Raw genomic sequence first — 25,317 nt, 5'->3', positions numbered from 1 at the left:
AGAGCGCCTTCGGTTAGTTAGTTCAGCGTTGGAGTCTGCCCGTCGACGATGGGTACGTATCCCAGACGCGCAATAATCGTCCGCACGACGTGATGCTGAGCATCTAGACACAACAGGGCACAGCGATAGTCGTTGGTCGCAAGATCCAGTCGAGTTTCGTCTGGCCGATTCCGTTTCAATCTCTCTATCTCTTCGAAGAGTTCCTGCGCTACTTGCAGACGACTCCGGTGCTCCCGGATCACCGACACAGCAAGTCGTTTCAATTCCTCTGTTGTCAGGTCGCGCAGAACACTCTCGATGGTACTCGAGCTCGGCGCAGCATTTGCTCGGATATCGGAGACTGGTTTCATTGCATAGGCGACCCTGCGGCTTGGTTCGCGGTGCGCCCCCGCGAACAGTAGATCATGACCCGAAGCCGGGGGTAGAAAGCCGTCCTCAAACAGCCCTGAGACCTTTAGCACCGAGGTACCTGGACATGCGTCACGGGCCCCGGGCCGAAAGCCAGAGGATCAGGTGTCGTATCGACCAACACCAGCCGTTGAGGAGAGGTTTCTAAGCCCCGAGGCAGCACGTACTACCTCGGGGCCTTTCTAGAGCATTTTCGTCTGAAAAAATAGACGATGCTACTGATCAGCAGCCGTCATGTGCGCCGCGTTAGGTTATGGGATAACCCGTCCATTGAAGCCACCTGCGCGACCGAGTTTTGCCCGCAGCTCATCTGTCATGTCGAATATCCCCGCATAGGTCATGACGGAACCAATCCGCGTGGGTCTACCAATTGGAGTAAACGGGCAACCGACGGCACGAAAAATGCGCGCCATGCGAGCATCGAAAACGGAAACAACCTGCGCAATTCCAGCAGATCGACAGACTTCGACAATGCCGCAGAGCAATTCGACGGTCATCCGGTTGACCACAAAATTGGCATCCACATGCGCGGCTTTATTGATCGCTGGCTTGATTGCAAAGCGCGAGCTTTCCCAGATAAGCGGGCTTTCAGGGGCGCCGTCTGGCACAAGTACTGAAAACACATCTCGGAGCATGTTTGGGCCAGTGGTTGGCAACAATCTAACGGCACCATTTAGGGTGCCTGTCCGATCGTCGATTGCCAGGAGGTAGGCCGGGTCCTCGTCGTCAAATCGGTCAGCCTCGCGGCCGTTGTTAACAGTCACATCCCATCCGAGCCGATCGGCAAAGACCTCCGCTCGCATACGATGCATCTGGTCAATGTACTCTACATTCGTGTCTCGATCGGCAGCTTCAACAATTTTGATCATCTGATATCTCTCTTGGTGGAGACATCAGATATTCGAATGAGGGTTGGGCCCTGTACCCGGTCAATCAGCCGGGTTTACAGCAGTGACGACAGCAGTCCGGTTCTCATAGCTTTGGCAACCGCATGCGCATTGCTGACAGCAGCCAGCTTGCCGCGAGCGGTCTCGAGATAGTGGCGTACTGTGCTTTCAGAGATCGACAAAATATGTGAGGTTTCCCAAGCGGTCTTTCCTTCGGCCGCCCATAATAAGCATTCTCGCTCCCGTGGGGATAGGCGCGGCGTAGGTTTGGAAAGCCCTTCCAGTCGCACAACTGCATCGTGCGTAAAGGCGGCAAGCAGTTGGAAATCGCGCATGAGGTAAAGGCGTTGCTTTCTCCAATCGTGTTCTTTGGTGTGGGCTGTTATACTGAACAGCGCCCTCTCGCCGTTCCGGCCATGGATTGGAATAGTTAGGCCCTCGCGACCGACGCCGAAATCTTGGGCCTCGTTGAAGAAGCGGCGGACAGGTTGGTCATCGGTCGACAAGACACCCCAGTCAATCGGCAACAGCTGACGCAGCCCTGTCCGGATAACGGGATCGATCGCCACGAAATTGCGCTGGCGATAGTATTCCACCCAGTCCGTACTGTATGTTACGGCGAGATAAGGCTCAGTCCCGGTCCAACCGGGCAAACCCGATCCAAGATAGGCAACAGTAGACAGCCCATATTGCGCAGCAATATCGGCCAGATGCCCAGGCAAATCGCCGGGCGTAGCAACCGCCGATAGCGCAGTCATTGCGTCGATAAGCCGTTCCATTCGTTTCTCGCCCGTCGAATTTAACTATTATTTTTTAAAATCAACGATTTAGTTCGATAATCAAAGTTATGCGAATCGGAACTCGTTGCTTTCTGACGATGCCAAGGATTGGGATGGCCTAGATCAAAGGTTAGTAGCGATCACGAGAGGGTGATCAAAAAGCTGCGCCCACGCTTTAGCTGCCGACATTTGGTTTGCGACGATACCAGTGTCAGCCGTCCACCATCCATTTCCGGGCGCAACGATCACTTCAGGTGCATGAGGCAACGCCTGCAGGACAGGCCAGATCAGAAGTTGCTCGTAGCAGATAAGTGGCGCGATCCGCAGGCCGGCGAAGTCAAAAACTGGGTTGGCGAAAAAGTGCGCCTTCGCTCCGCCTCCGCCGCCGGTGAGCGAAAGCCAAGGTTGCCACATGGAGACCGGTACTGGCATTCGCTGCCGATAGAGCACGGCAGTTGTATCGGCGGATATTCCCATGATGACATTGTCGTAGCCGGAATCGGCAACAACGATCGCTCCGGTGATGACAGTAGCATCAACATCGGTAAGGGCGTCACGCCACAATCGCTCGACAGTGTGCGTCCAGATGCCCGCGGCACCTTCGGGCAGCACAACGACCGCATGCCCCTTCGCGGCAGCGTCTCTCACCAACGCGACTGTCTCGAGTTGCTGTTCATAATTGGCATAGACATCCTGTCTACCCCCGAAACCAGTATCGACTCCGATCCAGCCTTCCGGCACAGTTGGACCTGTCCAGTTAGCGGCGGACATGATCCAGAGACCTCCAAATGTCAGGATCACGATCGGCCAAAATCTTGTCATCATGGCAAGAAGGCCGATGGCCGCCGCCGCCAGTCCCCACCAGCCCCAACCTGGAAAGACGATGCCGGCCGCCGTGATCGGATGCGCCCAACCGACGATCCCGAACGGCGGGACGCTCATTAATACCGCGGCCAGAAGATATCGCCCTGCCCTGCCTGCTCCCTGTCGCGAGGTCCACATGATCGCATGGACCAAGACGAAGGCAAGCGCAGCGCCAATCCAGAGCGCGATGCCAGCCCCGAACCCACTGCTGTAGAAATTGGCGACGCCCTTCGGCAGGCCATGCGACGCGGCGAGGAAATATCCTGCCGACACCAGAACCGCGCCAACCCGGGACGGAGCAAGAGCCCAGAGCGCGGGGAACAGCATTGCGATCGGCAGGAGGAGCGGCTCGCCGCTCCATCCAAGAGCACCAACTGCCACTGCCGCCACGGTCAGCAGACCTGACCGGAGCAGATCAGGGCGCGAAGACCAGAAGCGGCTTAGCGCGGCCGAGAATGCCGTCGACCGGGATGGGCCCGAAATATCTCGAGTCATAGGAACCTGCAAAACTGGAGTGAAGAAAGATCTGGCCGGCCGGCACGACGCCGCCGGCATAGGGAACAAGCACCCTGCCCTCAGCATCGACAGGATGGATTTCGGACTGCGGCAATGCGTGGCCGTCGATGATCACCCGCTGGGCGATTGCGATTGTCTGGCCAGGCTGCGCGACCACGGTCTTGATGAGCGGGCTCAACCATCCTGGACAGGAGCCGCGGCGCACATAGTCGCGCTCCTGCGCGAGCCGGAAGGTCGGTGTTATCGGTGGGCAGATGAAAACCAGATCGCCAATCGCCACGTCACGCTCAAGGGGCACGACGCGCCAGACCCCAAGCGGATAGCTCGGTGTAAGGTTGAGGCGGTATCCAGCGGCGTGGGCGGCCACCAGGATCAGCACCGGGATCACCATGATTGCCAGAACGAATGCCGCTCGCCCCCCACGCACGGTCATTTGAGCACCTGAGATTGGCGCTGCGATTGACGGAGCGCCTCGGTTTCCTTGAGTGCCTGGGTCGTGCGTTCATGGGCCGCCACCTGCTGGCCAACACGCATCATGGGCCAGGCCGATGCCAACCTCTCCCGATCGCCCGGTGACATACCGAATGCCTGCTTCTCGAAGGCGGAACCGGCCGCATCCTTGGCAGCGACGGACAAAAAAGTGCGCTCGCCAAAGCGTTCGCTGACGGCCTTGTTGAAGCTGTCGATCTCGGCCTTGGCCATCTTGTCGGCCAGGGCAAAGCCGAGGGATACAGGCAAGTCGTTCCGATCGATGGCGTCGCGCACGCGCTCGAGCACTTGCCTCGCGTGGTCGGACAGTGCCGGAATATCGATGGAGACTTTCACTCGACGCGCTCGCTCCTCGGCCTGATGCTTGCGCTCGGCTTCAGCCCGCTGCCGCAGATAGGCTTCGAGGTTCCGAGCCAGCGCCGGTGCATTGACCTTGGCGGTTTCACGGTCCTCCCGATCCGCTCGGCTGACCAGGAGGCCGGTCTTTCCTTTGAGCGGGCCGAAGCTCTCCGGCTCGCTGCCGATCTTCGCTGTTGTGGATTTTGCGGTCGCCGCATCCTTCAGCATGGCATCGACATTGATTGCGCTGAAGGCGGCTTCGGGTTGCGCATAGACCAGGTGGAAGCGCGTCGAGACTTCCTCCCATTGCGACTTGAGCGCGGGATCGGCGACGAGCTTGTCCTCGGCCGCCTGCTCAACGGATTTCGGGAATACGGTGATGCCTGCAACCATCGGCAGGACCTCCTTGATATTGGTGGAATGGGTTTGCCGCCGAGAGCCGGAGACGAGACCGAGCCGCCCGGCAATCGCCATCAGGCGGCTTCCCAGATCGGCGATCTTCTGCTTTTGCCGGACCGTCCATTCGAGCCGGTCGCGCACCATCGTGCGCGCGACAGTCATCAGGTCGAGGCCACGATTTTCAGCGAAGCGCAAAGCGGCGCGATAGGTCGATGCGCTTTCATAGTCGAGCGTCGTTTCCTTTGATCCGTCGCGTGACAGGCGCTCGGCCAGCCGCGACAAGGCCAGCTCCCGAATGTCGACCACCTTCCAGGCATGGCGGGGAACTGTCTTGCCATCGGGAAGCTGAATGTCCTGGGAGCCTTGGTGCTCAAGGCCGATCCTGTCTCCAATCTCGGGAGCGGCCTTCTTCATCGCGCGCTCGAGGTCGACGCCCCAGATAGTGTTCTGCTGGCCCTCGGAGGTTTCCAGCATCACGAAGTAGCTCTTGCGGTTCTCCGGCTTGTTCTCGTAAGGAGCCTCACCGTGATCGACGAGAATACCGCCGCGATTGGTGAACTCATTGAGGCCGACATAGAGCTGGGCGGCATCCCGGTGGCGGGTGAGGGCGACATAGGTTAGGTGCCGGTCGAGGCTGCGGGAGGCCAGCACCTTGACGCTGTCGACGGTAGCGCCCTGCGACTTGTGGACGGTAGTAGCATAGCCGTGATCGATATTGGCGTAGAAACGCTGCTCGACAAGGACCTGTCGGCGCTCACCACCCTCACCGATCTCGGCGACGATCCGACCTGGAGCCGCGTCGACCACCTTGGCCAGCATGCCGTTTTTGACCCCCAGCGATCCTTCATTCTTAAGAAACACGATCTGGTCACCAGCGGCGAAATTGCGGGCACCACCCTCGGTCTGGAAGGCAAATCCATCGTCGATGACGCCGCGTTCGACCAATTTACCGCGCGCGCGTTCGTTCAGCTCGCGCACATCGACCCGGCGATGCGCGAGGATCAGCGCCTTGCTGGATGGATCGAAATCGTCGTTCCAGTCGTCGATCAGGGCGGTGATCGCCTCGTCCCGCGACCATTGCGTCTTGACCATGCCAGCCTGATCATAGGCCGCGAGCGCGGTACCGATCCGACCACCGGCAAGATCGGTGGACGCCGCCCGCATCCAGGCCTCGCGCTGGCGATGGATTTGCCCGAGCTCCGCGTAGCCGATCCGATCGGCGATGGCGCGGAACGCGGCGCCCGCCTCAATCGGCTGGAGCTGGTCGGGATCGCCAACCAGGACCAGCTTGGCGCCGGCTTTCGCTACGGCTTCGACGAAGAGGGCCATTTGCCTCGACGACACCATGCCGGCCTCGTCGAGGACGAAGATGGTCTTGTCATCGAGTCCATCGCGACCCTGTTGCCAACGCAGCTCCCATGACGAAAGGGTGCGGGAGGCAATCCCGGCTTCCTTCTCCAGCCCTTCGGCCGCTTTGCCCGCCAGGGCGCCGCCGACGACGCGATACCCGGCAGCTTCCCATGCTTCGCGGGCCGCCTTCATCATCGTGGTCTTGCCGGCGCCGGCACGGCCGACAATCGCGGCGATCCGCTTGCCCCCCGCGACATGCTCGATGGCCGAGCGCTGTTCCGCCGAGAGGCGCTCATTGCGTTCGAAGGTCTTTTCGAGCACGGCGCTGCGAACGCCATGTGTGGTCTGGCGAGACAGAAAGATGGCGCGCGCAGCCATCCCGGCCTCAAGCTGGATCAGCTTCCGCGTCGTGAGCTTGGCCGGCTCCCTTTTTCCGGTGGCGAGCGAGATGCGCTCACGCTCCAGCCGCAGGATTTCGGGGCTTTGCAGAATGCGCGTCAAGAGGTTCTGGAAGAGCGTCGCGTCATCGATATAGCGGTGCAGCACCTTAGCCAGGTCGCGCTCGTCGAAGACACTCTTCTCACGGGTGATGAGGTCGAGCACGACGTCGGGATTGGCCTCGATGCGGCGGGCATTTTCCGCGCGCCGCTCCTGCTGCAAAGCAAGGCGCTCGAGATCCGGCGCATCACCGGCCGCCTGTCCCTTGCGCTCCATCGCCTTGGCGCCGACGCCCAGGTGAATGGTCGGCACCAGCTCGATACCCTGCTTTTCGTAGGAGCGGCCATCGACACGGAGCGCAATCCCGTTGAGGGCGAGATGATGATTGAGCCGCTCGAACCAGGCGTCACGAACTGCATTGAAATCATCAATGCCACCGGCCCAGAGCGCATACTGGATTTTGCCGGTTTTCGAACGGACCGGCTGGCCGTCCTCTCCGATGAGCGGAATCTTCTTGGCCCCGAACCCGTCCTCGGTGAGCGGCCGCAGCGTCATCATCAGATGGACGTGAGGATTGCCCGGATTGTCGTGATAGACCCAGTCCGCCACCATCCCTCTGGATAGGACTTGGCCTGAAACGAAATCCCGCACTAAAGCGATGTTCTGCTCGGCGGTCAGCTCCAGCGGCAGGGCGAAATTGATGTCCTTGGCGAGTTGGGCATCGGAGCGTTTCTCGAAGGCTTCCACCCTATTCCAGAACGCCTCGGCGGCGCCCGCAACCGACCGATCCGCAATGAGGGCGCGCAGCCAATCGGGCGCGTCGGCCGGGATGACAAATTCCTCATGCAGCAGGCCAGCCTTCTGCGTGTAGTCGATTGTCCTAGCCTCGCGCTCGAACTCCATCCGCGCCGCGTGCCGGTAGGCCGCCGACAGCACAGCGCTGCGGCCGTCCCCGCGGCTGATAATGCTGGCTGAAAAATGCGCGATGGCCACGGCAGCGCCGCCCCTATTCCCGGTTGATACCTCCCCTCCGGATGCCCCTACAGGCCGGTTGAACACCGGACCGCAACGCGTCGCGCCAGCGACGTATAATTGCGCCCTTGGAGCATTCCTTCGGAACGCCGGGATGATCCACGAAAGTGTCGGCGCTGCCGACCCGTCGTTTCTGACGGGGTGCGCTTCGCGCTCTCCCGGGCAATTCTGCCTCCTGCCAAGAGGCGATCAGGCAGAAGAGGAGCTACCGGAGTGAAGAAGCCATCATCGAAAATCAGGGAAGAGATCGCCAAGCTGCAGGAGCAGTTGAAAGCGGCGGAGACCAAGGAAGCCGAGCGGATTGGCAGGGTCGCGCTCAAGGCGGGCCTGGGCGACATCGAGATCGATGAGGCCGACCTGTTGGCAGCATTGGAAGAGCTGGCCGGAAAGTTTCGCAAGGCTGGCCCACGGTCGGCCAGGTCCGCCACCCCGCCCGCGTCTGGCGCGGTTGCGGGGACAGGTGGGGAGGCTTGAACGCATGCGACAAGCCAGCCAGTCCGAGGATCGGAAGAAAGACACGCGAGAGAAAATCCAGCTTGGCGGGCTCATCGCCAAGGCGGGTTTGCGATACGAGAAGCGCGCGCTCCTGCTTGGCCTGCTGATTGATGCTCGCCAGCGGATCAAGGGCAACGAGACCGAGCGAGCCCGCCTGCTTGCCATCGGAGAAACGGCCTTTGTTCATGACTCCGACTAGGATCGCGCTTGTGGTGGCGCCCAGCGTCATCATGTTGATGACAGTGTTTCTGCTCACCGGCATAGAGCAGTGGACCGCGCGTTTCGGAACAACGGAGGATGCCCGTCTCGCGCTCGGTAGGATCGGCATCGCCCTGCCCTATGTCGCCGCATCGGGGACCGGCATCTTCTTCCTGTTCGGCGCCAAGGGCGCGGCTGCTATCCGCTTTGCGGGCGCAGGCGTGTTGAGCGCGACGGTGATCGTCGTTGCCATCGCTGCGGTCAGGGAAGTCGTCCGTCTGGCCTCACTCGCTGGAGATGTGCCACCAGAGAGCGCGATCACGGACTACATCGATCCGGCAACCGCCATCGGCGGGATGTTGGCCATGGTGGCCGGCGTGTTCGCGCTGCGGGTCGCCCTTCGCGGTAATGCGGCCTTCGCCGCCGCAGTGCCACGCCGCGTTTCCGGGAACCGGGCGATCCATGGCGAAGCCGAATGGATGGGCGTCAACACGGCGAAGCGCCTCTTTCCCGACGCCGGCGGCATCGTCGTCGGCGAAGCCTATCGTGTCGACAAGGATGTGGTCGCGGCGCGTGGGTTCCGGTCAGATGACCGGGAGACCTGGGGCGCGGGCGGGCGATCGCCGCTCCTCTGCTTCGATGCGAGCTTCGGCTCGACCCATGGCCTGGTCTTTGCCGGATCGGGCGGCTTCAAGACGACGTCGGTAACGGTGCCGACCGCGCTCAAATGGGGTGGTGGCCTCGTCGCTCTTGACCCGTCCAATGAGGTCGCCCCCATGGTGATGGCGCATCGGCGCAAGGCCGGTCGGGACGTTTTCGTCCTCGATCCGAAGGACCCAACGACGGGGTTCAATGTGCTGGACTGGATTGGCGGGTTCGGGGGCACCAAGGAAGAGGATGTGGTTGCTGTCGCTAGCTGGGTAGTGACCGACACCGGGCGGTCCACCTCGATCCGCGACGACTTCTTCCGCGCATCGGCGTTGCAGTTGATCACTGCGCTCATCGCCGATGTCTGTCTCTCAGGGCATACGGAAAAGGAAAGCCAGCATCTGCGGCAGATGCGGGCGAATCTGTCCGAACCCGAGCCAAAGCTGCGCGAGCGGCTGCAGAAGATCTACGACGATTCCGAGTCCGATTTCGTCAAAGAGAATGTCGCTCCCTTCATCGCCATGACGCCGGAGACGTTTTCCGGCGTCTATGCTAACGCGGTCAAAGAAACCCATTGGCTGAGCTATCCGAACTATGCCGCCCTGGTCTCTGGTTCGAGTTTTGCCACAGACGCGATCGCCGAGGGCAAGACCGACATTTTCGTCAATCTCGACCTCAAGACACTAGAGACCCATCCGGGTCTGGCGCGCACGATCATCGGCGCGCTGCTCAATGCGATCTATAACCGGAACGGAGAGATGAAGGGCCGGACACTGTTCTTGCTCGATGAAGTCGCCCGGCTGGGCTATCTGCGGATTCTCGAAACCGCTCGTGATGCCGGCCGCAAATACGGCATCAGCCTCGTGCTGCTGTTCCAGTCGATCGGCCAGATGCGCGAAGTCTATGGTGGGCGCGACGCGACCAGCAAGTGGTTCGAAAGCGCATCATGGGTCTCGTTCGCGGCGATCAATGATCCCGAGACCGCCGACTATATTTCGCGCCGCTGCGGCAATACGACGGTCGAGGTCGACCAGCTCAGCCGGTCGTCGCAGATGTCTGGATCTTCGCGCACGCGCTCCAAGCAACTGGCATCGCGACCCCTGATCCTGGCCGATGAAGTGCTGCGCATGCGCGGCGACGAGCAGATCGTGTTCACAGCGGGCAATGCACCGTTACGGTGCGGACGCGCCATCTGGTTTCGGCGCAACGATATGAAGTCGGTGGTCGGCGAAAACAGGTTCCACCGGAAGGAGGAAAAGTCGTGAGGTCCGGTAGGCTTATCTTGTCCATCGGGCTTCTGGGCGCCGCCGGGTTGGGCTATCTTCTGACCGGCGAGGAGTTCGGGCATCCGAACCTGCTGGAGCTGATCTTGGCTCCAGCAACCAGACCCGTTGCGCCTCTTTTTGACGATCCCTATCAGGCCAGGTTCTCCATCTGCGCGGGACCGATCCGCACCAATTGCGTGGTCGACGGCGATACCTTCTGGTTTGAGGGCATCAAGATCCGCATAGCCGATATCGACGCGCCGGAGATTTCCAATCCGGTCTGCACCGAGGAGGCGCAGGCCGGAGAATTGGCGAAGGCCCGTTTGCTCGACCTGCTCAATGCCGACCGGTTTAGACTGATCGCCGGCTCACACGACGAGGACAGGTTTGGCCGTAAGCTGCGGATCGTTGCGCGTGACAATGCCTCGTTCGGCGAGGTTCTGGTGCGCGAAGGGTTGGCCAGACGCTGGGGCGACCCTGACCTGGGCTGGTGTTCGTGAAAACGAGCCCGCAAGAAAAACAGAAAAGCCGGACCAGTTTCCGGGCCCGGCAAGGCGTTTGGTCAGGCCGTCGCGACCACCGCCGGCACTGCGCGTTTAAGCGTAACGGCGAAGCCTGTGATGCGGCTGCCGAAAACGAACGGGCCGTTGAGGGTCTCGAAGGTCGGCGAGAGGACGGGATGGCAGATGGTCAGCATCCCGGCGATATCCGCGATGGACCGCGTTGGCGAAACGGTCTCGCCCTCGGCGTCCGTCCCGACGATCAGCAGATTGCCGGCGAGCGGGCTGGCATAGTCCTGGAGCTCGGTGAAGCAGGGCAACTCGTCCATGAGCCCATTATCGTCTACCACCACGCAGTGGTGTTGATCAACGCGGACCATGTCGATGAGGTCACATCCGATATGGCGCCTTATATCGGTCAGGCTATTGGCCGGATCGATCTCCACCGTACGGATCGTGCGCTGTTCCACTTCGACGAGATAGGCGGTGATGGTCTTTGTCATGCTGATCTCCTTTTATTGCAGTGACGGAGATCGCTGACCTGGCCAGTCGGGCATCGGGTCAAGGATCGCGGAGCGGCCGCCAGAGGCGGCGGGCGGGGGAACCGATTTTGTGATGGCGCCCCTTGGCGACGCGGAAAATTGGGGGGACCGCTCAACCTTGAGGCGAGGTCCGCGCCCGGTAGAATGGGCCGTCATTGTGATGCACACCCACGGCGCCAACAGCGCCGTGTCCGCATCCGGCGACCAGCCGGCCTGATGCCTGTCACGAGCGCCGCCGTTTGTGGTTGAGCGCTGTCGCGGGAGGATCGTTACCCGACATGGGCGGAGACCGCCTGCGGGCTTCGTGAGCGCAGCGAATAGAGCTGTTCGCCGCAAGGCGGCCCGCCCCCAAGCCCTTCCGGTCGCTCCCCTTATACTGCCCTCGCCCGCAATATTGCGCCCTGCTATGATCGGAATGACCGGGATCAAGGGAAGCCAGCAAGACATGGGCATCTGGCCAAAGGACAAACTGCTCAAGCACGGCCCCGAACTGCCCATGGTGGAGCGCATCCGGCGCTACCAGCACAATATCCGCGAGATTCGGGCGGCGGGTTGCGCTGTCCCGACATCGGCGATGATCGATAGCCTCGATCCAACAGAGATCGAACTCTGGTTTGCCGACAATGCCTTTCGCCTCCATCGGCTAGACAATGCGATCGAGACGCTGGCCGGCGGCCCGGGGGGCCAATATGTCCGGTAGATCAGTCATATCGTCAGTTGACCAATCCTGTTCTAGGATCGTGTACTTCAAAAACCAGAAGGAAAAACCTGATGACGACGACAACCGAGATCGCCGACAAGATTGCGGCCGAGAACAGCCTGAGCAAGGCGCAGGCCAAGACGATTGTGGAGAGTGTGTTCAAGCAGATCTCCGAGGCGGCGCATTCAGGTGCCGAAACCTCCATCCCCGGTTTCGGCAAGTTCAAAGTCAAGGACACGCCGGCACGCGACGGCCGCAACCCTTCGACCGGCGCCACGATCAAGATTGCGGCGTCGAAGAAGCTGACCTTCACGCCGGCCAAGGCAATCAAGGATGCGTTGAACGGCTAAGTCGTCAACTCGATATCCATCACGGAAATGAATCGCTCCCGCTGGAGCGATTCAAATCTCTCATTGGACGCCGGAGTCAGGCTGGGCGATTCTATGTGCATGATCGCGCAGCCCTATCACCTCTATATCGAACGCCGGGACTCGGCCCAGAATATGGAGCGGTTCTATGCTCTCTCCATTGAAGAGACACTCTTCGGCCAGCCATGCCTGGTTCGCCGATGGGGGCGGATCGGCACCGAAGGCCGAACCGTCCAGCATTCGTTCGAAGATGAAAGCGATGCCGTTGGCCTCTTTCTCGCGCTGTTGCGGCTCAAGCGGAGACGGGGCTACCAGCCAAGAGCGAGCCCTTCGAGCGGGCCCAAACCTCGGGCCGCCAGGCCTCGATAAGACCCTCGATCTCGGAGCGATATTCGTCGGGATAGGTCGCGTTGGAGCGACTTGCGATCCAAGCAAAGACAGTGGCCATGTCCTTGGCAATGGTCTCGTCCTGGCCGAACAACTCCGCGATATCGAAGGCGCCGAGACTCTCGGCGTTCCACCAGGCGAGGATGAAGTTGGCCGCGCGACGGGCCTGACCAGTATCGCTCCGGGCGAGATCGAGAAGGCGCTCGAACGCGGCGCGCGTCATATCGTCCATATGTGTATCTCCCGGCTGCGCAGATACTGACCCTACCAGCTTCAGATACTCGTCGATACGGGTCACCCGCATCTGAGGACTATTCCTCAGCTGCGCGGTTGGCCGAGTCGTGCAGCTCATCGTCGGAAAAGGTGGCGTCGCGGTCCCGCAGGAGGTCCGCCAGCCTTGTCTCGGCGTCACGGCGCTCCTCGGCGGTCAGGTGGGTGTGATGAAGCTCGGCCCGCAATTCTGCAATTTCGTCGATCGTGGTCACGGCGATGTTCTCCCGCGGCGTGGGTGAAGGAACCGAGGCCCCGCCGGTTAGCGGGGCCTCATGAGGGTCAGTCGCGGTTACCGTTGGGGCGGGACCAGATGAGTTGCAGGCCTTCCTGGCCTTCGACTTCGACGAGGGTGGCGTAGATCGGAGCCGGGAAGCTCGGATCGTCCAGCTTTACCGAGAGATAGTCGCGGTCGGTGTCCTTGGCCGTCTTCTGCCAGGCTGCGCCCAGCTCGACGGCGCCCGAGAAGATGCGGAACTGCGGGCCCTTGTCGGAGGGGTTCTCGACGCGCTCGATGCGAGCCTTGACGTTGAGGTTGAGGGTCTTGATCGTGCCGGTGAAACCGTTGGCAGTGGTGGTGAAGGTGCCGATGGTAGCCATTTGTCGTCTCCGTGAGTTTGTCGGGTCGCGCCTATCGCGACCTCGATGGCTGTCGGAAGACCGGGGGCGATCGACCCGCACCCCGGAGGGGCCGGAACACAGTGGAGGGCGGACGGGAGCGGCTTTCTTGGCTCGCGAGGAATGCGCGCGCAGCGCGCAGGGGAAGAAAGTCGCGGATGGCCGTTGCGGGGATTAGAGCGAGAGGGCGCGCAGCGCAGTCGACCTTCGGTCAGACATGCCAAATCGAGGACGCAGATGGACGTGAACTTGAAGACCCGCCCGGAGATGACCTGGCTCGCTTCGATGCCATCCCTCATCCATGGTTATGGTGCGGCACCATCAAGCGTCCACCGTCTAGGGACTTGGCCTTGGCAAGACCCCACGACGACCTGCCTGCCCATCCCTGATGATTTTACGGTGCTGGCCAGCTCGCCGCCATGTGGGAAAGGCCGGAGAGCTCCGCCACGGTCAATCGGAAGCCCGTATGCAGTGTTTCCAATCCGCCGCATCACCTCGCTGAAGTCGGGCAGCCGGCGCAGACTGGTATTGCTGGTCGCTCTCCACCACAGCATTTTACCCAAACGAGGTCGTGCCAACCGGGTGTTCGCGGTCTGTCACTCGATCCGCGAGAGCCGATGACGCAACGGTGTTCCGCCGCGAAGCCCGACGCATTACAGTCGGCTGAAGGTCGTGGAGTAGAGCGAGCACAGGACGCGCTTCGCCGTCTGCTCCTGCTGCAAATGCCAGCAATTTGCTGCACCGACGTCTGGCGGGACTGGTCCGCGCGGCCAGGTGTCTTCCAGTCATGTCACAGAACAGGTAATTTCTGGCGTTGAGACCAACCTGCTGGACGGATGAACTGGAATGACTCGTTAGACAATGCCCCCGCGTTTGTTGCGAACACGGGGGCACCTAGATTGTGTTTAGGGGTTCATGAGACCGAACAGGGCCTCGCCCTGGGCGCGACTTGCAGAGGCCATGCCGATAGCGATTTCCTCCTGTCCACCAGACATTTCCCGCAAGAGTTCGGCGGCAAACTCATCTGGCTGCATGAGAGGAATCCCTACATCCGCCGCATCCAGCGCTGCGTTCCCACCGAGACTGGTAGCCACCGGCGGCGCAATCACTTCCAGAACCTTGACCCGCTGGGAGGCAAACTGGTGCCGCATGCTCAGGGTCAACGAATGCAGAGCGGCTTTGGAGGCGCTGTAGACTGGGAGACTGGCAACCGGGCAGAATGCGAGTCCGGAGGACAGGTTGATGATCACCCCGTCCTCTTCCTGGCTGGTGAGTACCGGAAGCAGATCAAGGGACAGCATGAGCGGCGCCGTGACATTGGTGTTCAGTTCTTGCTGAACGAGCGCTTCATCCACAGCACCAAGCAGGCTCAATTTGGTCTGCATCGCCGCGTTGTTGATCAGCACGTTCAGGTCTGGATGTTCTGCCTTGATCCAGGTCACCAAGGCGAGCCGGTCAGAGGCGTTCGCAATGTCGCACTGGCGGGTGATCAGCGCCGGAACTTCGTTCTGAGCGCGTTGCAGGCGCGCCATATCGCGGCCGCAGACAATGACGGTATGTCCGGCCCGGCAAAGCGCTTTCGCCAGGGCCAGGCCGATACCGCCAGCACCACCGGTGATCAGATATTTCAGTGTATTTTCAGTCATCCTGCATCCTTAAAATAGGGCGTGCCGGAGACGTCATGATCCTCGGACACACCAGAGCGCCCGGGTGGGCGCGCCGTCGTGGATGTCCATGAGGACGAGAAACTTCGTCAGTTGAAGCGGCCGAACTACCAATGGCCTGTTCTCTTATCGACAGCCAGACTGCTAACACGTGATATTGGTGTGTTGCAAGCCGACGCAGGCGGGGTTTTTCACTGATCACCGTGCTGCAGCACTTCCTGGCCCCACTGGAAGTGCCCCGATCCGAGTGGTTGCGCAACCACTCGCCATCATCCCAGCACAGGACATCATGCCGCCTCGCGCCCTGCGGACACCGCCGGTTGCAAGCCGTGGAGGAACGCGACGGCACGCTGCGCATGCGCCGCTGCCGAGAAGATCGCCCGCTTGTCGTCGGCAAGCACGGGGAGCCACGACGCAATATAGCTCGCGTGATCCGGCCGGGGCTTCAGTTCCGGGACGATGCCGAGGTCGGCACAGAGGAAACAACTCCCAAGCTCGGCGATGAGCTCTTCCCGTGCCCGTTCGGTGCGGTCCATGCCATAGCGGCTGAGGTCGCGGTTTACGCGATCCGGTGCCGCGGTCCAGTGCGTGACCTCATGGCTGAGAACCGAAACATAGGCCGCTGCGTCCCGGAATGTCTGGAACGGTGGCATCTGGATGTGGTCGCTCGACACGGCATAGTAGGCTTGGACGCCGCCATGCCGGATCATCGCACCGGTATTGGCGAAGAAGCGGTCGGCATGGTCGATGCGTTCGATCAAGTCACGAACCGGCTCGGCCTTCCCGTAAAAATGGTCCGGCAGGCCATTGATCTGGGCAACGTTGAAGACGCTGTAACCTTTGAGAAACGGAATCTCGCGGTCGATTTCCTCGCCAAAGGTGTCAGTTTCGGTCTTGGTGAAGCGGCTGGCGAAGACGACCAGCGAGCCGGTCTCGCCCTTGCGCACGGCGCCGCCGAGCTCGAGCGCCTGCTTGAATGTCATCCAGATCGGAGCGGCATAACCGCGTGCAATCGCCTCGGACCATAGCAGCAGCACGTTCATGCCAGAATAAGGCAGTCCGTTATGGCGCAACGGCCGCGTCACTCGGCCAATTGCATTTTCCGCGCACCAGGGCTGCATCCAGGGGCGGACGCCCTTCTCCAAGTCAGCCACGATACGGTCGGTGATGCGCGCATAGATGTCGATGCGCGGTCCAGTTCCTTCTCTACTGCTCATTTTCATGAACCTCCAATCATGGAGGCCGCGCCGATCGCGGCCCCGTTGCGAGGTCCGCTGAGCAGAGAAGGAAGGCGGGCGACGCACCCACCACCCCGTTGCGCTGGCGCGACGGGGTGGCCCTTAGGGCCGCAGCGTGAGCGGAGGACGGCAACGCCGTTGCGCGCTGCCCGGCTCTGCCAGGACCCCGGGAGGGACGGGACCGCGAACGGACGGCAGAAACAAGAAAGGCGGCGCGCTGCGCCGCCAAGTGGGATCACGAACAGTTCGGTCAGTGCATCGACCGGCTGCCGCAATAGGGGTCATATTCGAAAAGCACGTCGACATCGGCATCGTCGAGTTCGTCGGCGGGAATGACGCCGAATTCGTCGTCGACCTGAAAGAGGATGACGGGGACCATAAGGGTGCGAGCGAGTGTCCAGGCGGCTTTCTGGGCGAGAGTGAGATCGTGTGACATTTGAAGGCTCCATCTTGGAGCGGGCCAATTCCCGCTCGATGGCTCCGTCAATGTGCGGCGGCGGGCGCGATCACCGCGAAGGCTTCAGCCAAGCGGCCGCACGCTTGCGTGGCGGACCCCTCGCGGGTTGATCGTGGAAGATCCGCTGACGCACCAGGAATGCCATCGCGAAGAGCGAGGATTGGACACGTCGCCGGTGGGCTGGCGCTGTACGCATCACTTTGCGCAGAAGGCCGCTTGGTAACGCAGGTGCTGTGGAGGACAGAAATGCCTACGCAAAGGAAGCGCAGATTCCGCATCTTACGTAGCGGAGGACGTCAAGGACAGGATTGAGGTATGGGACCCGAGCGACTTATGCGCCAGAAATCTCTGGATGTCTGGTCAGATCGACGCGCCCCACACCGCTATCGCCTCTGGGTTGACAGATGGACTGCCCAAGGCGCCGCTGCGGAGCGACGCTTTGGGCCCTTACAAAGTCGCGCGAAAGACGCATCGTGACAGCACTGGACATTCAGGTGGCCTTTCGATAACATACCAACCGGATGGTTTTTAAAAGTGTACTGAATTTCACCCTCTCCCGCCGCGCAACTGTCGCCACGCTCAGCCGCCGCCATAAAGAACAAAAACATGACGCACAGTATCTCCAGGCAATCTCTGCTCACCCTTATGTCGCTGCTGGCAGTGGTGATCCTCTCGGGCTGCACGCCCGATAAACCCTCCGCGGATTCCGGACAGAGATTTACGTATGTCGCTGCCTCGCTCGTGAAAGAGGATCAGGGCGCGCAGTATATATTCTCTGGCGTTGTCCGCTCAGTGGAGCCAATGCAGGCAAGTGCCGCCCAGGGCGGCAGACTTGTGTCAGTTTCGGCAAATGTTGGTCAGACTGTCTCTCCGGGAGACGTGTTAGCAACGATAGATGACACGTCGGCCAAAATCCGGATACGCCAGGCAACAGAGGAACTGCGAAGAATTGAGGCGCTGCTTGTTGACCGCCTCGCGGCTGCAAAACGAGCGGTCGATCTTGCAGCGACTGGCTCAGTTTCCGAGGCCAGCCGCTCGGCCACGGTTGCTGAGGCAGAGGCGGGCCAAGCAGCGGTTGATGCAGCCAAAGAAGCCCTCTCCTTGGCAGAAAATGAAGCAGAGCAGTTTCTGGTTCGTGTTTTCAAGACTGGCATTGTGTCGGCGCGAGAAGCAGACGTCGGCGCTGTTGTGTCTCCAGGCCAAGTTCTTTTCTCAATTGAGAGCCCGGAGGGCCGGGTAATTGAAGCATCAGTTCCAATAGCAATCGCGGACAAGCTGGAGATCGGCGAACCAGCAAAGTTTAATGTAGGCGCTCTGGAAGGTGCCGCGCAGGTGATTTCAATCTCCCCGAAGGTCGAGAGCGGCGGAGGCCTGATTGTGCGTCTGGCGGTACAGAACGGAAATCCTCACCCAGGCTCTATAGCACAAGTTAGCGTTGACCAAGGGTTCGATAGTACTTTTCGAAGAGTGCCGACAACATCCGTGACGCCGGACAGCTCGGGCGCAAACCACGTCGTATTAATTGACGATAATGGACAAGCTCAGCGCGTGGCGGTCGACATAATAGGCGTCGCAGGTGCCGATTATCGTGTGGCTACAGACCTACCAGTAGGTGCATCGATTGTTCTGGCTGGCGGCGCATTCTTACAAGACGGCGAACTCGTCAAAATTGTCGTACCTGGCATCTGAGCGGTAGAACCAATCATGAAAACAACTCGATTTTCTTTGACGGGCGCCGCCTTTGCACGCCCTCGCTTCGTCATAGCTACCGCTTTCATTGCGTGTATTGTCGGTCTTTTGTCACTGCTCAATTTCCCGGCAACCGAGGAGCCAAGTGTCACGCTCAGGGTCGCGACGGTCTCAGCGTTCCTACCTGGAGAGACAACCGAGAAGCTAGAGAGTGGCCTTGCTCGCACGATCGAGGAGGCTGTCCGCGCGCAAGCTGAGGTGCGGTTAGTGGACACCCAAATTCGTCCAGGGAGCGTACTGCTGTACATCTTCCTCCATGAGGACGTCGCAGCAGGCATCGTCCCAGACATTTGGCAGCAGATTCGCGCTCGTTTGGCGGAGGTGCAGACCGATTTTCCAAGTGGCACGATTGGACCAACACTGAACAGTGACTTTGGTCGGGTTGCAGTGCGAACGCTCGCAGTAACGGGTGACGGATACACAGCTGGACAAATCGAAACATGGGCGAAGCACATACGCAACCAGCTACAAACCGTATCCGGCATTGCAACCATTTCGCTGCATGGTGTGCAGCGCGACATCGTCTATGTCGATATCAACCATCATGCACTGCGCGACGCCGGCATAGGCGTAGCACATGTTACGCGCGCACTGGCCTCGCGCGATGACGTCTTGCTTGCGGGCGAGGTGCAACAAGGCGGAATGACAATAGCGGTTCATTCGGGAGATCGCCTAACGCTCGCTAGCGAGCTCACAGCGTTTCCTATTCCCACAGGAAATGGCTCTTCGGTCCTTTTGGGGTCAATAGCAACGGTTCGACAAATCGCCCAAGACCCACCACAAGGTGGTGCTTACTTCAACGGCCGCCCTGCCGTGATGCTAGGCATCTCGATGCTGGCTGGCCTGAACGTCATAGGTTTCGCTGACGCCCTCGATGAGAGGCTTGAAGAGGTAAGAGCGTCGCTCCCTGTCGGTCTGGAAGTCGGGAACGTGACTGATCAGGCCGAAGTGGTCGCTCACGACTTGGAGAAAGTCGGAAAAGTATTTCTTGAAACAGTAGCCGTCGTTTTGGGGGTGGTTGTACTATTTCTGGGATGGAGAAGTGGGCTGGTGACAGGCGCCATCGTTCCGATGACAGTCTTGATTACACTTCTTGTCATGCAAATCCTGTCGATTGAGCTCCATCAAATATCTATCGCAGCAGTTATTATCGCGTTGGGCATATTCGTCGACAACGGCATCGTTGTTGTCGAGGATTACGAACGACGGATAGGAGAGGGTGAGCCGCGATGGGAGGCCGCGCGTATGGCCGGAGAAACAATGTTTATCCCGCTGCTTGTGTCCTCTCTGGCTATTGTTTTCGCTTTCGTCCCACTGGTCGCCGGACAAACTGAAACCGGCGAATATATGCGTAGCCTTGCAGTTGTCCTCGGGATAACTCTGATGGTTTCGCTGGTCTTGGGTGTTACTGTAATTCCACTGATCGCTCCCAGGTTCATCACCAAGGCGCATGGACATGGTGAGCAGGGAGCAGTTATGGGACGCATTAACCGGGGTTATCACTGGATCGTCACTAAACTCGTTGTTTGGCCTTGGGTGGTAGTCGGTACAATGGTCTCACTTCTGGCAATTGCTGGGGGTGTAGCCCAGACAATTCCAACAGAACTATTCCCTTATTCGCAGCGCAAGCAAATACAGATGCCGATCGAGCTTCCATCTGGCTATGGAACCGTTCAGACAATGAATATTGCTCAAACGATTTCAACTTTCTTGTCTGATAGAGAGAGTTTTTCTGGGATTGATAGCCATGTGATCTATGTGGCCGACGGAGGCCCGCGCTTTATCTTGGGCTTGAACCCTCCAACACCGGCTGTCAATCGCGCCTACGCAATCATTAATCTCTCGGCGGGAACGTCGCCCAACGACTTGATTCAAGATCTGCGTGACAGCCTCACCGAGCGCTTCCCAGAAGCAAGATTTGACCCCAAGCGCTTCTCGTTAGGCGGGACGGAGGCGGGGACCGTTGTTCTAAGGCTCGTCGGGGCGGACCGCGCTGTATTGCAACAGACGGCGGAAAGGCTCGAGTCGGAGCTCCGGCAAATTCAAGGCATGTCGTCTGTAACGACCAATCTGGAGGCGCCGCTGGTCAGGCTGATAGTGGACGTGGATCAGCAAAGGGTAGCTGCGGCCGGTGTGTCGAAGTCGGACGTTTACGAAACTATAAACGCAATACAAAATGGCAACCCTGCCGTTGCAGTGCGTACCAGCGACGCTGCAATACCTGTTGTTGTTCGGGGCGGTGATCCCGATCGCTTCTCGATCGAGAACCTAAAATCCCTGCCAATCGCTAGCTCTACTGGCGGCACAACGCTGGATATGCTAGCGAACATCACATTCGGACATCAACCCGCGATCTTCACCAGGCGCAACCTGCAGCCGGTAGTCGAAGTAACGGCAAGGCATAGCGTCCAAAATGCGTCTGGGCTTTTGGGGACGATCACGCCGCTTCTCGACGCAATAGAACTGCCCGCTGGCCATTACATCCAGACGGGTGGCGAGGTCGAAGAAAACGACAAGACAACTGCTGGGCTGGTTCAGTATGCTCCCTTGGCATTCATCGCGATGTTTCTGCTATTTCTATGGCAGTTCGGAAGTATCCGAAAGTCCCTTATAGTGATCGCCTCGATGCCGTTCGTATTGATCGGTGGAACCTTGGGTGTGTTGATTGCCGGTCAGCCGATGAGCTACACGGCGACAATCGGATTTTTGGCCCTAATGGGCATTATCGTGAACAACGCAGTTCTGATGCTTGATAGAATTGCGGAAGAGAGGCGATCCGGCCGGGAGTTGCTTGACGCGGTCGCGCATGCCGCCGAAGTCCGACTACGCCCAATTCTGATGACGAAAATGACCTGCATCGCAGGGCTAATCCCGCTTTTCCTATTCGGCGGCCCGCTGTGGGAGCCGATGGCAACGGTAATGATGGGAGGATTGGCATTAGGAACGCTTATCACGCTTTTCCTCATCCCCGCGCTCTACTCTATAGCCTTTAGGAGGAAGAGTGACGATATTCGCGAAGATGCAGAGCCAGAGCATAGCTAGGCAGCCCGCCAGACTTCGTATCGGACCCTCGCCCCGCCCTAGACGTGAGTACTTCAAGATTGTCAGCCCAAAAGCACTGCGATCCGTATGGTTGATGACCTAAGCTTCAGTTCCACTCCGGTTTTGCGCAGAGTCCCTGAGCTGATGTTTGGCGCCAAGCGACCCGTTTTTTCCAGTGCAAGGTTGTTGGCGAATTCGCCAGGCGTGAAATTATCCAGTGAAGAATGGGGCGATGGTCGTTGCACTCATCCGTCCAGGCGCCGATCTGCATCCAGACTTCGGCAAGTGGGTAAACAGCGTCCACTTGGGCATTCCTCGCGGAAAAGTGCCTTTGAGGCACTCGACGAAGCCGTCTTGCGGCGGCTTTCCGGGCGCGATGTAGGGTCAGTCGACCTGCCGATTCTGAGACCAACGCAGGATCGCCATGCTGGTGAACTCGGATCCCTTGTCACTGACCACCTTCAACGGCCTGCCCTTCGCGTAATGATGGCATCGAGCACACGAACCAACAGTCGCTTGGAGAGCGAGGTGTCTACGTCCAAGGCGTTGGTTGGGCTGTTCCGCACGATAATAGGACACCGTGCTCCCAAGGCGCGTTTGCGGCCGCCCCGTTTGCGCACCTGTAGCTTTTCTTCGGCATAGAGCCGCGTGAGCTTCTTGATGTTCATCTCGATGCCCTGCCGCTGCAACATCACATGGATACGGCGACATCCGAACCAGCACCGCCAGGCGGCAACAGCCTTTATCGCCTCCGGAAGCTCTTGATCATCCGGCCGCAGACTGCGATACCGCAGGCACGAATGATCAAGAGCTTCCAGAGCCTCACACGCCCGCCACTGGCTTAAGGGCGTTGCGACAGTCAGTCGAACCCACCTCGTTAGCTGCCACCCCATCGCTAAGGGCGGGGCAGAACCCCGCCCTTATTGCGTTATCCGAGCGCTGCCATTTGCAACGCGGCCGCCTTGCGGTCGACGGCGTAGCGTGGATTGTCGACGGGACGTTCGAACGGCTTCCAGCGTTCCCCGACGACCTGCTCATAGGCTGCCACGACACCCTCGGCGGTCATCCGCAGCGCATGAGCCTGCAGCGCCATGTCGGCGGCGAATTCACGCTTGCGCTGGGCGGCGCTGTCGAAGCCCACTGGACCGTCCACATCTTCGTCGCGTAGGTCGTTTGCGGACTTGGCCGTCGCATCGCGAGCCTCGGTGACTGCACGGCTGTAGAACTGGCCGGCGCCGTGGGCGGACCCGACATAAGCCCCGATGATCCGCTGCAGGTGTATCTGCATGGCACGCTCGCCAAGACCCTCGCCGAGCGCCGTGGCAGTCTCGACGATGAACTTTTCATGGAGGTCACGAATACCATCACTATCGAGGGTCGGAAGACCGAAGCTCTCGGAGATGAGGCTGCATTGCGCGGCATCAGGACAGGCGAGCCGCACCATTTCGAGTGTGGTGGCCCGGCGCTGCGACAGGACGCGGGCATTTGAGCGAGAACCGGCACTTTTGGTCATGACAAATTCCTTTCTTTCGGTCCCGAGATTTGGACCGGCTCCGTGCCAGCCCTTCCTCGGACGCGGACCGAAGGAACCGGTGGAATGACGGGCGCTTCCGGGTCCGGGCGGACCGAGGCGAGCAGGGGAGGTCTGCGGCCCAGCAGGGCTTTTTTAGCCCTCGCGCAGGACGCGGCGCCTGCCCTGTCGACACCGGGCCGATCCGGCCGCAACGCGGCGCGGCACGCGGCCTTGAAGCACTCGGCCACCGGTTCAGGACCGCTTGAAGACCGAGGAGGGACAGGCACGGGCCTCGATTTCGACATGGGAACTGGAAGGCAGATGATGATGACCATCTGCCCGTTTCGCCCAGTCCCTGCTGATGTGCTCGGGACAGTGGCTCAATCCGGCATCGTGCGGCCCCATGCATGCTCCCTGCCCCCTCAGATCGGCTTCACCGCGCCACCATGGATGGGAATGGTCTGGGACCGTTTGCTCATCTCGGCGGCCTGGCCATGCCGTTCGACAAGCAGGGTGATCGCGCGATCCTGCCGGGCAAGCTTGCGCGACAAAGCGTCGATCTCGGGCTGTCGCTCGTCCGTCAATGCGGCGAGCTGCGACCGGTAGCGTTCAAGGAAGGCCCGCGGGTCGGGGGCCTTGCCATGACGATAATGCGTTCGGCGCGGCAGCAGGTCTGGAATCCGCGCCGTCATGCGCCGGATGATCTGCCGCTCGACCATCTCGATCTGCCGCTGGGTTTGGCGACGCTGTTCCTCGAGGCGCGAAAGTTGCCGGCAGGGATCGGGCCGGAGGGTCATGGCGACTTCCTCCCGCCCTGGCCGACGAAGCTCGACGGGCCATCATAGACGGCGTGTCGATCCGGATCGATAACGAAGCCGAAGCGACCCATGTCATATTCGGATGACGGCACCAGAAAGCGGCGTTCCTCACCGCGGTCGCCAGGCTGCCTGCCAAGCGTCGCGACACACTCCACGAATCCGGGCTCGTGCTCCGAGATGTTCGCTGAAACGACGATCCAATCGGCGGCGTGCGTCGCCTCGAAGGCCCTTTGGTCCTTCTTCCTGGATTCGCCGGGAGCGAGGGGCGTGCCAAAGATCGCTTCCCATGCGTCCGGCCACGAGTCCTTGATGGTCTGCTCCGCATAGCAGCGTTCGAGCGTGGTGAAGACATGCGGGAAGGTGAAGGCGACGATGGCCCAGCACTCGTCCTCTTCATACCAGCCGCCAGCGGCACGAAGCATGACATGCACCTTGCGGTTGTGCTCGGCCGAGAGCTTGAACCCGCCGTGTCCGGCGGTCGAATGCGAGACGATGCCTTCGGCATAGATGGTGCCGCCCTGCGACTGCCCCCAAGGCGTGTGTGCGCCACCGGTAAGGCGGAGACGCCCCAAAGCCTGCTTTTCCCGACAATGCTGCGCCTGTTCGAGCACTTTCTCGCGGAACGCAGCCTCATCGGCGAGATCGCCGAGATGGCTGTAGAAATCGGACCGTGTCCATTCCGCCATCGGCCGGGAGATACGCCAGCCGGTGGCGAGATAGTGCTGACCGCGGCGCCCCGGGACCATGGCATAGCTGCTCTCGCCGACAAGCGCGACCGGCAGGCCGTCGCTACTGCGTCCGAACGAGGCCCCGGATATATCCGGGGCCTCGGGTCGCATGGAGGATTGAGGGTCCGGGCTCATGCCGCGGCCCTCCCCTCGACGGCATCGGCGGCCGCCTCGTCGGCCGTGACCTCCTCCAATACGGCATTGGGATAGCCGTGCTCCGACAACCATTGCTCAGCCGCCGCGCGATGCGCGGCAAGGTGCACGAGTTCGGCATGATCGCCGGGCCGGTCGAAGACCCGAACCGAACCGACAGCAGGCCGCTCGATGATGGTAAAGCGCAGGGTCGATTGCAGCGGGAATGTCCGGAAGACGCGGATGGCAATGACGCCCCCGGCGCCAAAGTCCGCTTCATGCAGGGTGAAGCTCGCATGTGGATCGAACGTGCCGATATCGCGGGCGCCCTGTTTGCGGACGAGGCGGCCCTGACTGTTATTGGTCTTCCAGGCGTCGAGCAAGCGGCGGTGCCGTTCTGGTGGGCGCGGACTCTGATCGGACCAGGCGATGGTGGCGCCGATTGGGGCGTATTCAAAGATCGAGTGTGCGGACATCGTGTCCT

The 25,317-nt window shown here is 60.5% G+C and carries 27 protein-coding genes; 9 read left to right on the top strand and 18 right to left on the bottom strand.

What is annotated here, in order from left to right; all coding sequences use genetic code 11:
* Window positions 1–17: 17 nt before the first annotated feature.
* From ACSQ2A_RS22585 to traA, 6 genes are all read right to left on the bottom strand, one after another.
* Window positions 18–350, bottom strand: a complete 333-nt coding sequence (locus tag ACSQ2A_RS22585) for a transcriptional repressor TraM (RefSeq protein ID WP_436074097.1) — start codon at window positions 348–350, stop codon at window positions 18–20.
* A gap of 309 nt (window positions 351–659) precedes the next feature.
* Window positions 660–1,277, bottom strand: coding sequence for an acyl-homoserine-lactone synthase (locus tag ACSQ2A_RS22580; RefSeq protein WP_436074096.1), 618 nt, complete (start codon window positions 1,275–1,277; stop codon window positions 660–662).
* Between the two features lie 74 nt (window positions 1,278–1,351).
* Window positions 1,352–2,074, bottom strand: coding sequence for a helix-turn-helix transcriptional regulator (locus tag ACSQ2A_RS22575; protein ID WP_436074095.1), 723 nt, complete (start codon window positions 2,072–2,074; stop codon window positions 1,352–1,354).
* A gap of 123 nt (window positions 2,075–2,197) precedes the next feature.
* On the bottom strand, window positions 2,198–3,433 hold the full coding sequence (locus tag ACSQ2A_RS22570) for a conjugal transfer protein TraB (protein ID WP_436074094.1): 1,236 nt from the start codon (window positions 3,431–3,433) through the stop codon (window positions 2,198–2,200).
* Window positions 3,354–3,887 (bottom strand): conjugative transfer signal peptidase TraF, encoded by a 534-nt coding sequence (gene traF, locus ACSQ2A_RS22565; protein WP_436074093.1) that lies wholly within the window; start codon window positions 3,885–3,887, stop codon window positions 3,354–3,356. The genes ACSQ2A_RS22570 and traF overlap by 80 nt, the downstream gene beginning before the upstream one ends.
* A complete protein-coding gene (gene traA, locus ACSQ2A_RS22560; RefSeq protein ID WP_436074092.1) occupies window positions 3,884–7,462 on the bottom strand; it encodes a Ti-type conjugative transfer relaxase TraA in 3,579 nt (1,192 codons plus the stop codon). The genes traF and traA overlap by 4 nt, the downstream gene beginning before the upstream one ends.
* 252 nt (window positions 7,463–7,714) lie before the next feature.
* Here traA and traC point away from each other — a divergent pair, with 252 nt between their 5' ends.
* Genes traC through ACSQ2A_RS22540 form a run of 4 tightly spaced genes read left to right on the top strand, consistent with a single transcriptional unit; the run spans window position 7,715 to window position 10,607 of the window.
* Window positions 7,715–7,975, top strand: coding sequence for a conjugal transfer protein TraC (traC, locus tag ACSQ2A_RS22555; protein WP_436074091.1), 261 nt, complete (start codon window positions 7,715–7,717; stop codon window positions 7,973–7,975).
* 4 nt (window positions 7,976–7,979) lie between these two features.
* Window positions 7,980–8,195 (top strand): type IV conjugative transfer system coupling protein TraD, encoded by a 216-nt coding sequence (gene traD / locus ACSQ2A_RS22550; protein ID WP_436074090.1) that lies wholly within the window; start codon window positions 7,980–7,982, stop codon window positions 8,193–8,195.
* On the top strand, window positions 8,182–10,107 hold the full coding sequence (gene traG, locus ACSQ2A_RS22545) for a Ti-type conjugative transfer system protein TraG (RefSeq protein WP_436074089.1): 1,926 nt from the start codon (window positions 8,182–8,184) through the stop codon (window positions 10,105–10,107). Before traD ends, traG begins: the two co-directional genes overlap by 14 nt.
* Before the next feature lie 17 nt (window positions 10,108–10,124).
* Complete coding sequence (locus tag ACSQ2A_RS22540) at window positions 10,125–10,607, top strand: thermonuclease family protein (protein ID WP_436074088.1); 483 nt, start codon at window positions 10,125–10,127, stop codon at window positions 10,605–10,607.
* Window positions 10,608–10,669: 62 nt separating this feature from the next.
* Here ACSQ2A_RS22540 and ACSQ2A_RS22535 read toward each other — a convergent pair whose 3' ends face one another.
* Complete coding sequence (locus ACSQ2A_RS22535; RefSeq protein ID WP_436074087.1) at window positions 10,670–11,110, bottom strand: DUF3846 domain-containing protein; 441 nt, start codon at window positions 11,108–11,110, stop codon at window positions 10,670–10,672.
* A 484-nt stretch (window positions 11,111–11,594) separates the two neighbouring features.
* On the opposite strand from ACSQ2A_RS22535, the gene ACSQ2A_RS22530 reads away from it, so the two are divergent.
* From ACSQ2A_RS22530 to ACSQ2A_RS22520, 3 genes are all read left to right on the top strand, one after another.
* Window positions 11,595–11,849 (top strand): hypothetical protein, encoded by a 255-nt coding sequence (locus tag ACSQ2A_RS22530; RefSeq protein ID WP_436074086.1) that lies wholly within the window; start codon window positions 11,595–11,597, stop codon window positions 11,847–11,849.
* Window positions 11,850–11,920: 71 nt separating this feature from the next.
* Window positions 11,921–12,199: an HU family DNA-binding protein gene (locus ACSQ2A_RS22525; protein WP_436074085.1), complete on the top strand. Its 279-nt coding sequence runs from the start codon at window positions 11,921–11,923 to the stop codon at window positions 12,197–12,199.
* A 27-nt stretch (window positions 12,200–12,226) separates the two neighbouring features.
* Window positions 12,227–12,586 (top strand): WGR domain-containing protein, encoded by a 360-nt coding sequence (locus tag ACSQ2A_RS22520; protein WP_436074084.1) that lies wholly within the window; start codon window positions 12,227–12,229, stop codon window positions 12,584–12,586.
* On the opposite strand, the gene ACSQ2A_RS22515 is transcribed toward ACSQ2A_RS22520, so the two are convergent.
* From ACSQ2A_RS22515 to ACSQ2A_RS22490, 6 genes are all read right to left on the bottom strand, one after another.
* Entirely contained in the window at window positions 12,510–12,836 is a 327-nt protein-coding gene (locus ACSQ2A_RS22515) for a DUF7673 family protein (RefSeq protein ID WP_436074083.1), read from the bottom strand. The genes ACSQ2A_RS22520 and ACSQ2A_RS22515 overlap by 77 nt on opposite strands.
* 79 nt (window positions 12,837–12,915) lie before the next feature.
* On the bottom strand, window positions 12,916–13,089 hold the full coding sequence (locus ACSQ2A_RS22510; RefSeq protein ID WP_436074082.1) for a hypothetical protein: 174 nt from the start codon (window positions 13,087–13,089) through the stop codon (window positions 12,916–12,918).
* Between the two features lie 67 nt (window positions 13,090–13,156).
* The gene (locus ACSQ2A_RS22505; protein ID WP_436074081.1) at window positions 13,157–13,474 is read right to left on the bottom strand and encodes a DUF736 domain-containing protein; all 318 of its coding nucleotides are present in this window, start codon (window positions 13,472–13,474) and stop codon (window positions 13,157–13,159) included.
* Window positions 13,475–14,397: 923 nt separating this feature from the next.
* Window positions 14,398–15,138: an SDR family NAD(P)-dependent oxidoreductase gene (locus ACSQ2A_RS22500; protein WP_436074080.1), complete on the bottom strand. Its 741-nt coding sequence runs from the start codon at window positions 15,136–15,138 to the stop codon at window positions 14,398–14,400.
* Window positions 15,139–15,443: 305 nt separating this feature from the next.
* The gene (locus ACSQ2A_RS22495; protein ID WP_436074079.1) at window positions 15,444–16,373 is read right to left on the bottom strand and encodes an ArdC family protein; all 930 of its coding nucleotides are present in this window, start codon (window positions 16,371–16,373) and stop codon (window positions 15,444–15,446) included.
* A 271-nt stretch (window positions 16,374–16,644) separates the two neighbouring features.
* Entirely contained in the window at window positions 16,645–16,830 is a 186-nt protein-coding gene (locus ACSQ2A_RS22490; RefSeq protein WP_436074078.1) for a hypothetical protein, read from the bottom strand.
* Between the two features lie 627 nt (window positions 16,831–17,457).
* Between ACSQ2A_RS22490 and ACSQ2A_RS22485 the strand changes: the two genes are divergently transcribed.
* Window positions 17,458–18,540, top strand: coding sequence for an efflux RND transporter periplasmic adaptor subunit (locus ACSQ2A_RS22485; RefSeq protein WP_436074077.1), 1,083 nt, complete (start codon window positions 17,458–17,460; stop codon window positions 18,538–18,540).
* A 15-nt stretch (window positions 18,541–18,555) separates the two neighbouring features.
* Window positions 18,556–21,642 carry an efflux RND transporter permease subunit gene (locus ACSQ2A_RS22480; RefSeq protein ID WP_436074076.1) on the top strand — a complete coding sequence of 1,029 codons (3,087 nt, stop codon included), beginning with the start codon at window positions 18,556–18,558 and terminating at the stop codon, window positions 21,640–21,642.
* 461 nt (window positions 21,643–22,103) lie between these two features.
* Here ACSQ2A_RS22480 and ACSQ2A_RS22475 read toward each other — a convergent pair whose 3' ends face one another.
* The 5 genes from ACSQ2A_RS22475 to ACSQ2A_RS22455 all read right to left on the bottom strand — a co-directional run bounded on the left by ACSQ2A_RS22475 (window position 22,104) and on the right by ACSQ2A_RS22455 (window position 25,309).
* A complete protein-coding gene (locus tag ACSQ2A_RS22475) occupies window positions 22,104–22,535 on the bottom strand; it encodes an IS3 family transposase (protein ID WP_436074075.1) in 432 nt (143 codons plus the stop codon).
* A 35-nt stretch (window positions 22,536–22,570) separates the two neighbouring features.
* Complete coding sequence (locus ACSQ2A_RS22470) at window positions 22,571–23,155, bottom strand: hypothetical protein (RefSeq protein ID WP_436074074.1); 585 nt, start codon at window positions 23,153–23,155, stop codon at window positions 22,571–22,573.
* 422 nt (window positions 23,156–23,577) lie between these two features.
* Entirely contained in the window at window positions 23,578–23,952 is a 375-nt protein-coding gene (locus ACSQ2A_RS22465) for a hypothetical protein (RefSeq protein WP_436074073.1), read from the bottom strand.
* The gene (locus tag ACSQ2A_RS22460; protein WP_436074072.1) at window positions 23,949–24,836 is read right to left on the bottom strand and encodes a DUF7007 domain-containing protein; all 888 of its coding nucleotides are present in this window, start codon (window positions 24,834–24,836) and stop codon (window positions 23,949–23,951) included. Before ACSQ2A_RS22460 ends, ACSQ2A_RS22465 begins: the two co-directional genes overlap by 4 nt.
* Window positions 24,833–25,309, bottom strand: coding sequence for a hypothetical protein (locus ACSQ2A_RS22455; RefSeq protein ID WP_436074071.1), 477 nt, complete (start codon window positions 25,307–25,309; stop codon window positions 24,833–24,835). Before ACSQ2A_RS22455 ends, ACSQ2A_RS22460 begins: the two co-directional genes overlap by 4 nt.
* Window positions 25,310–25,317 lie beyond the last annotated feature (8 nt).

The sequence above is a fragment of the Devosia sp. LjRoot3 genome (assembly GCF_964252865.1).
In the GTDB taxonomy this organism is placed as follows: Bacteria; Pseudomonadota; Alphaproteobacteria; order Rhizobiales; family Devosiaceae; genus Devosia.
Note: the sequence above shows the minus strand (reverse complement) of the source record. Positions and strands in the feature narration are given on the sequence as shown.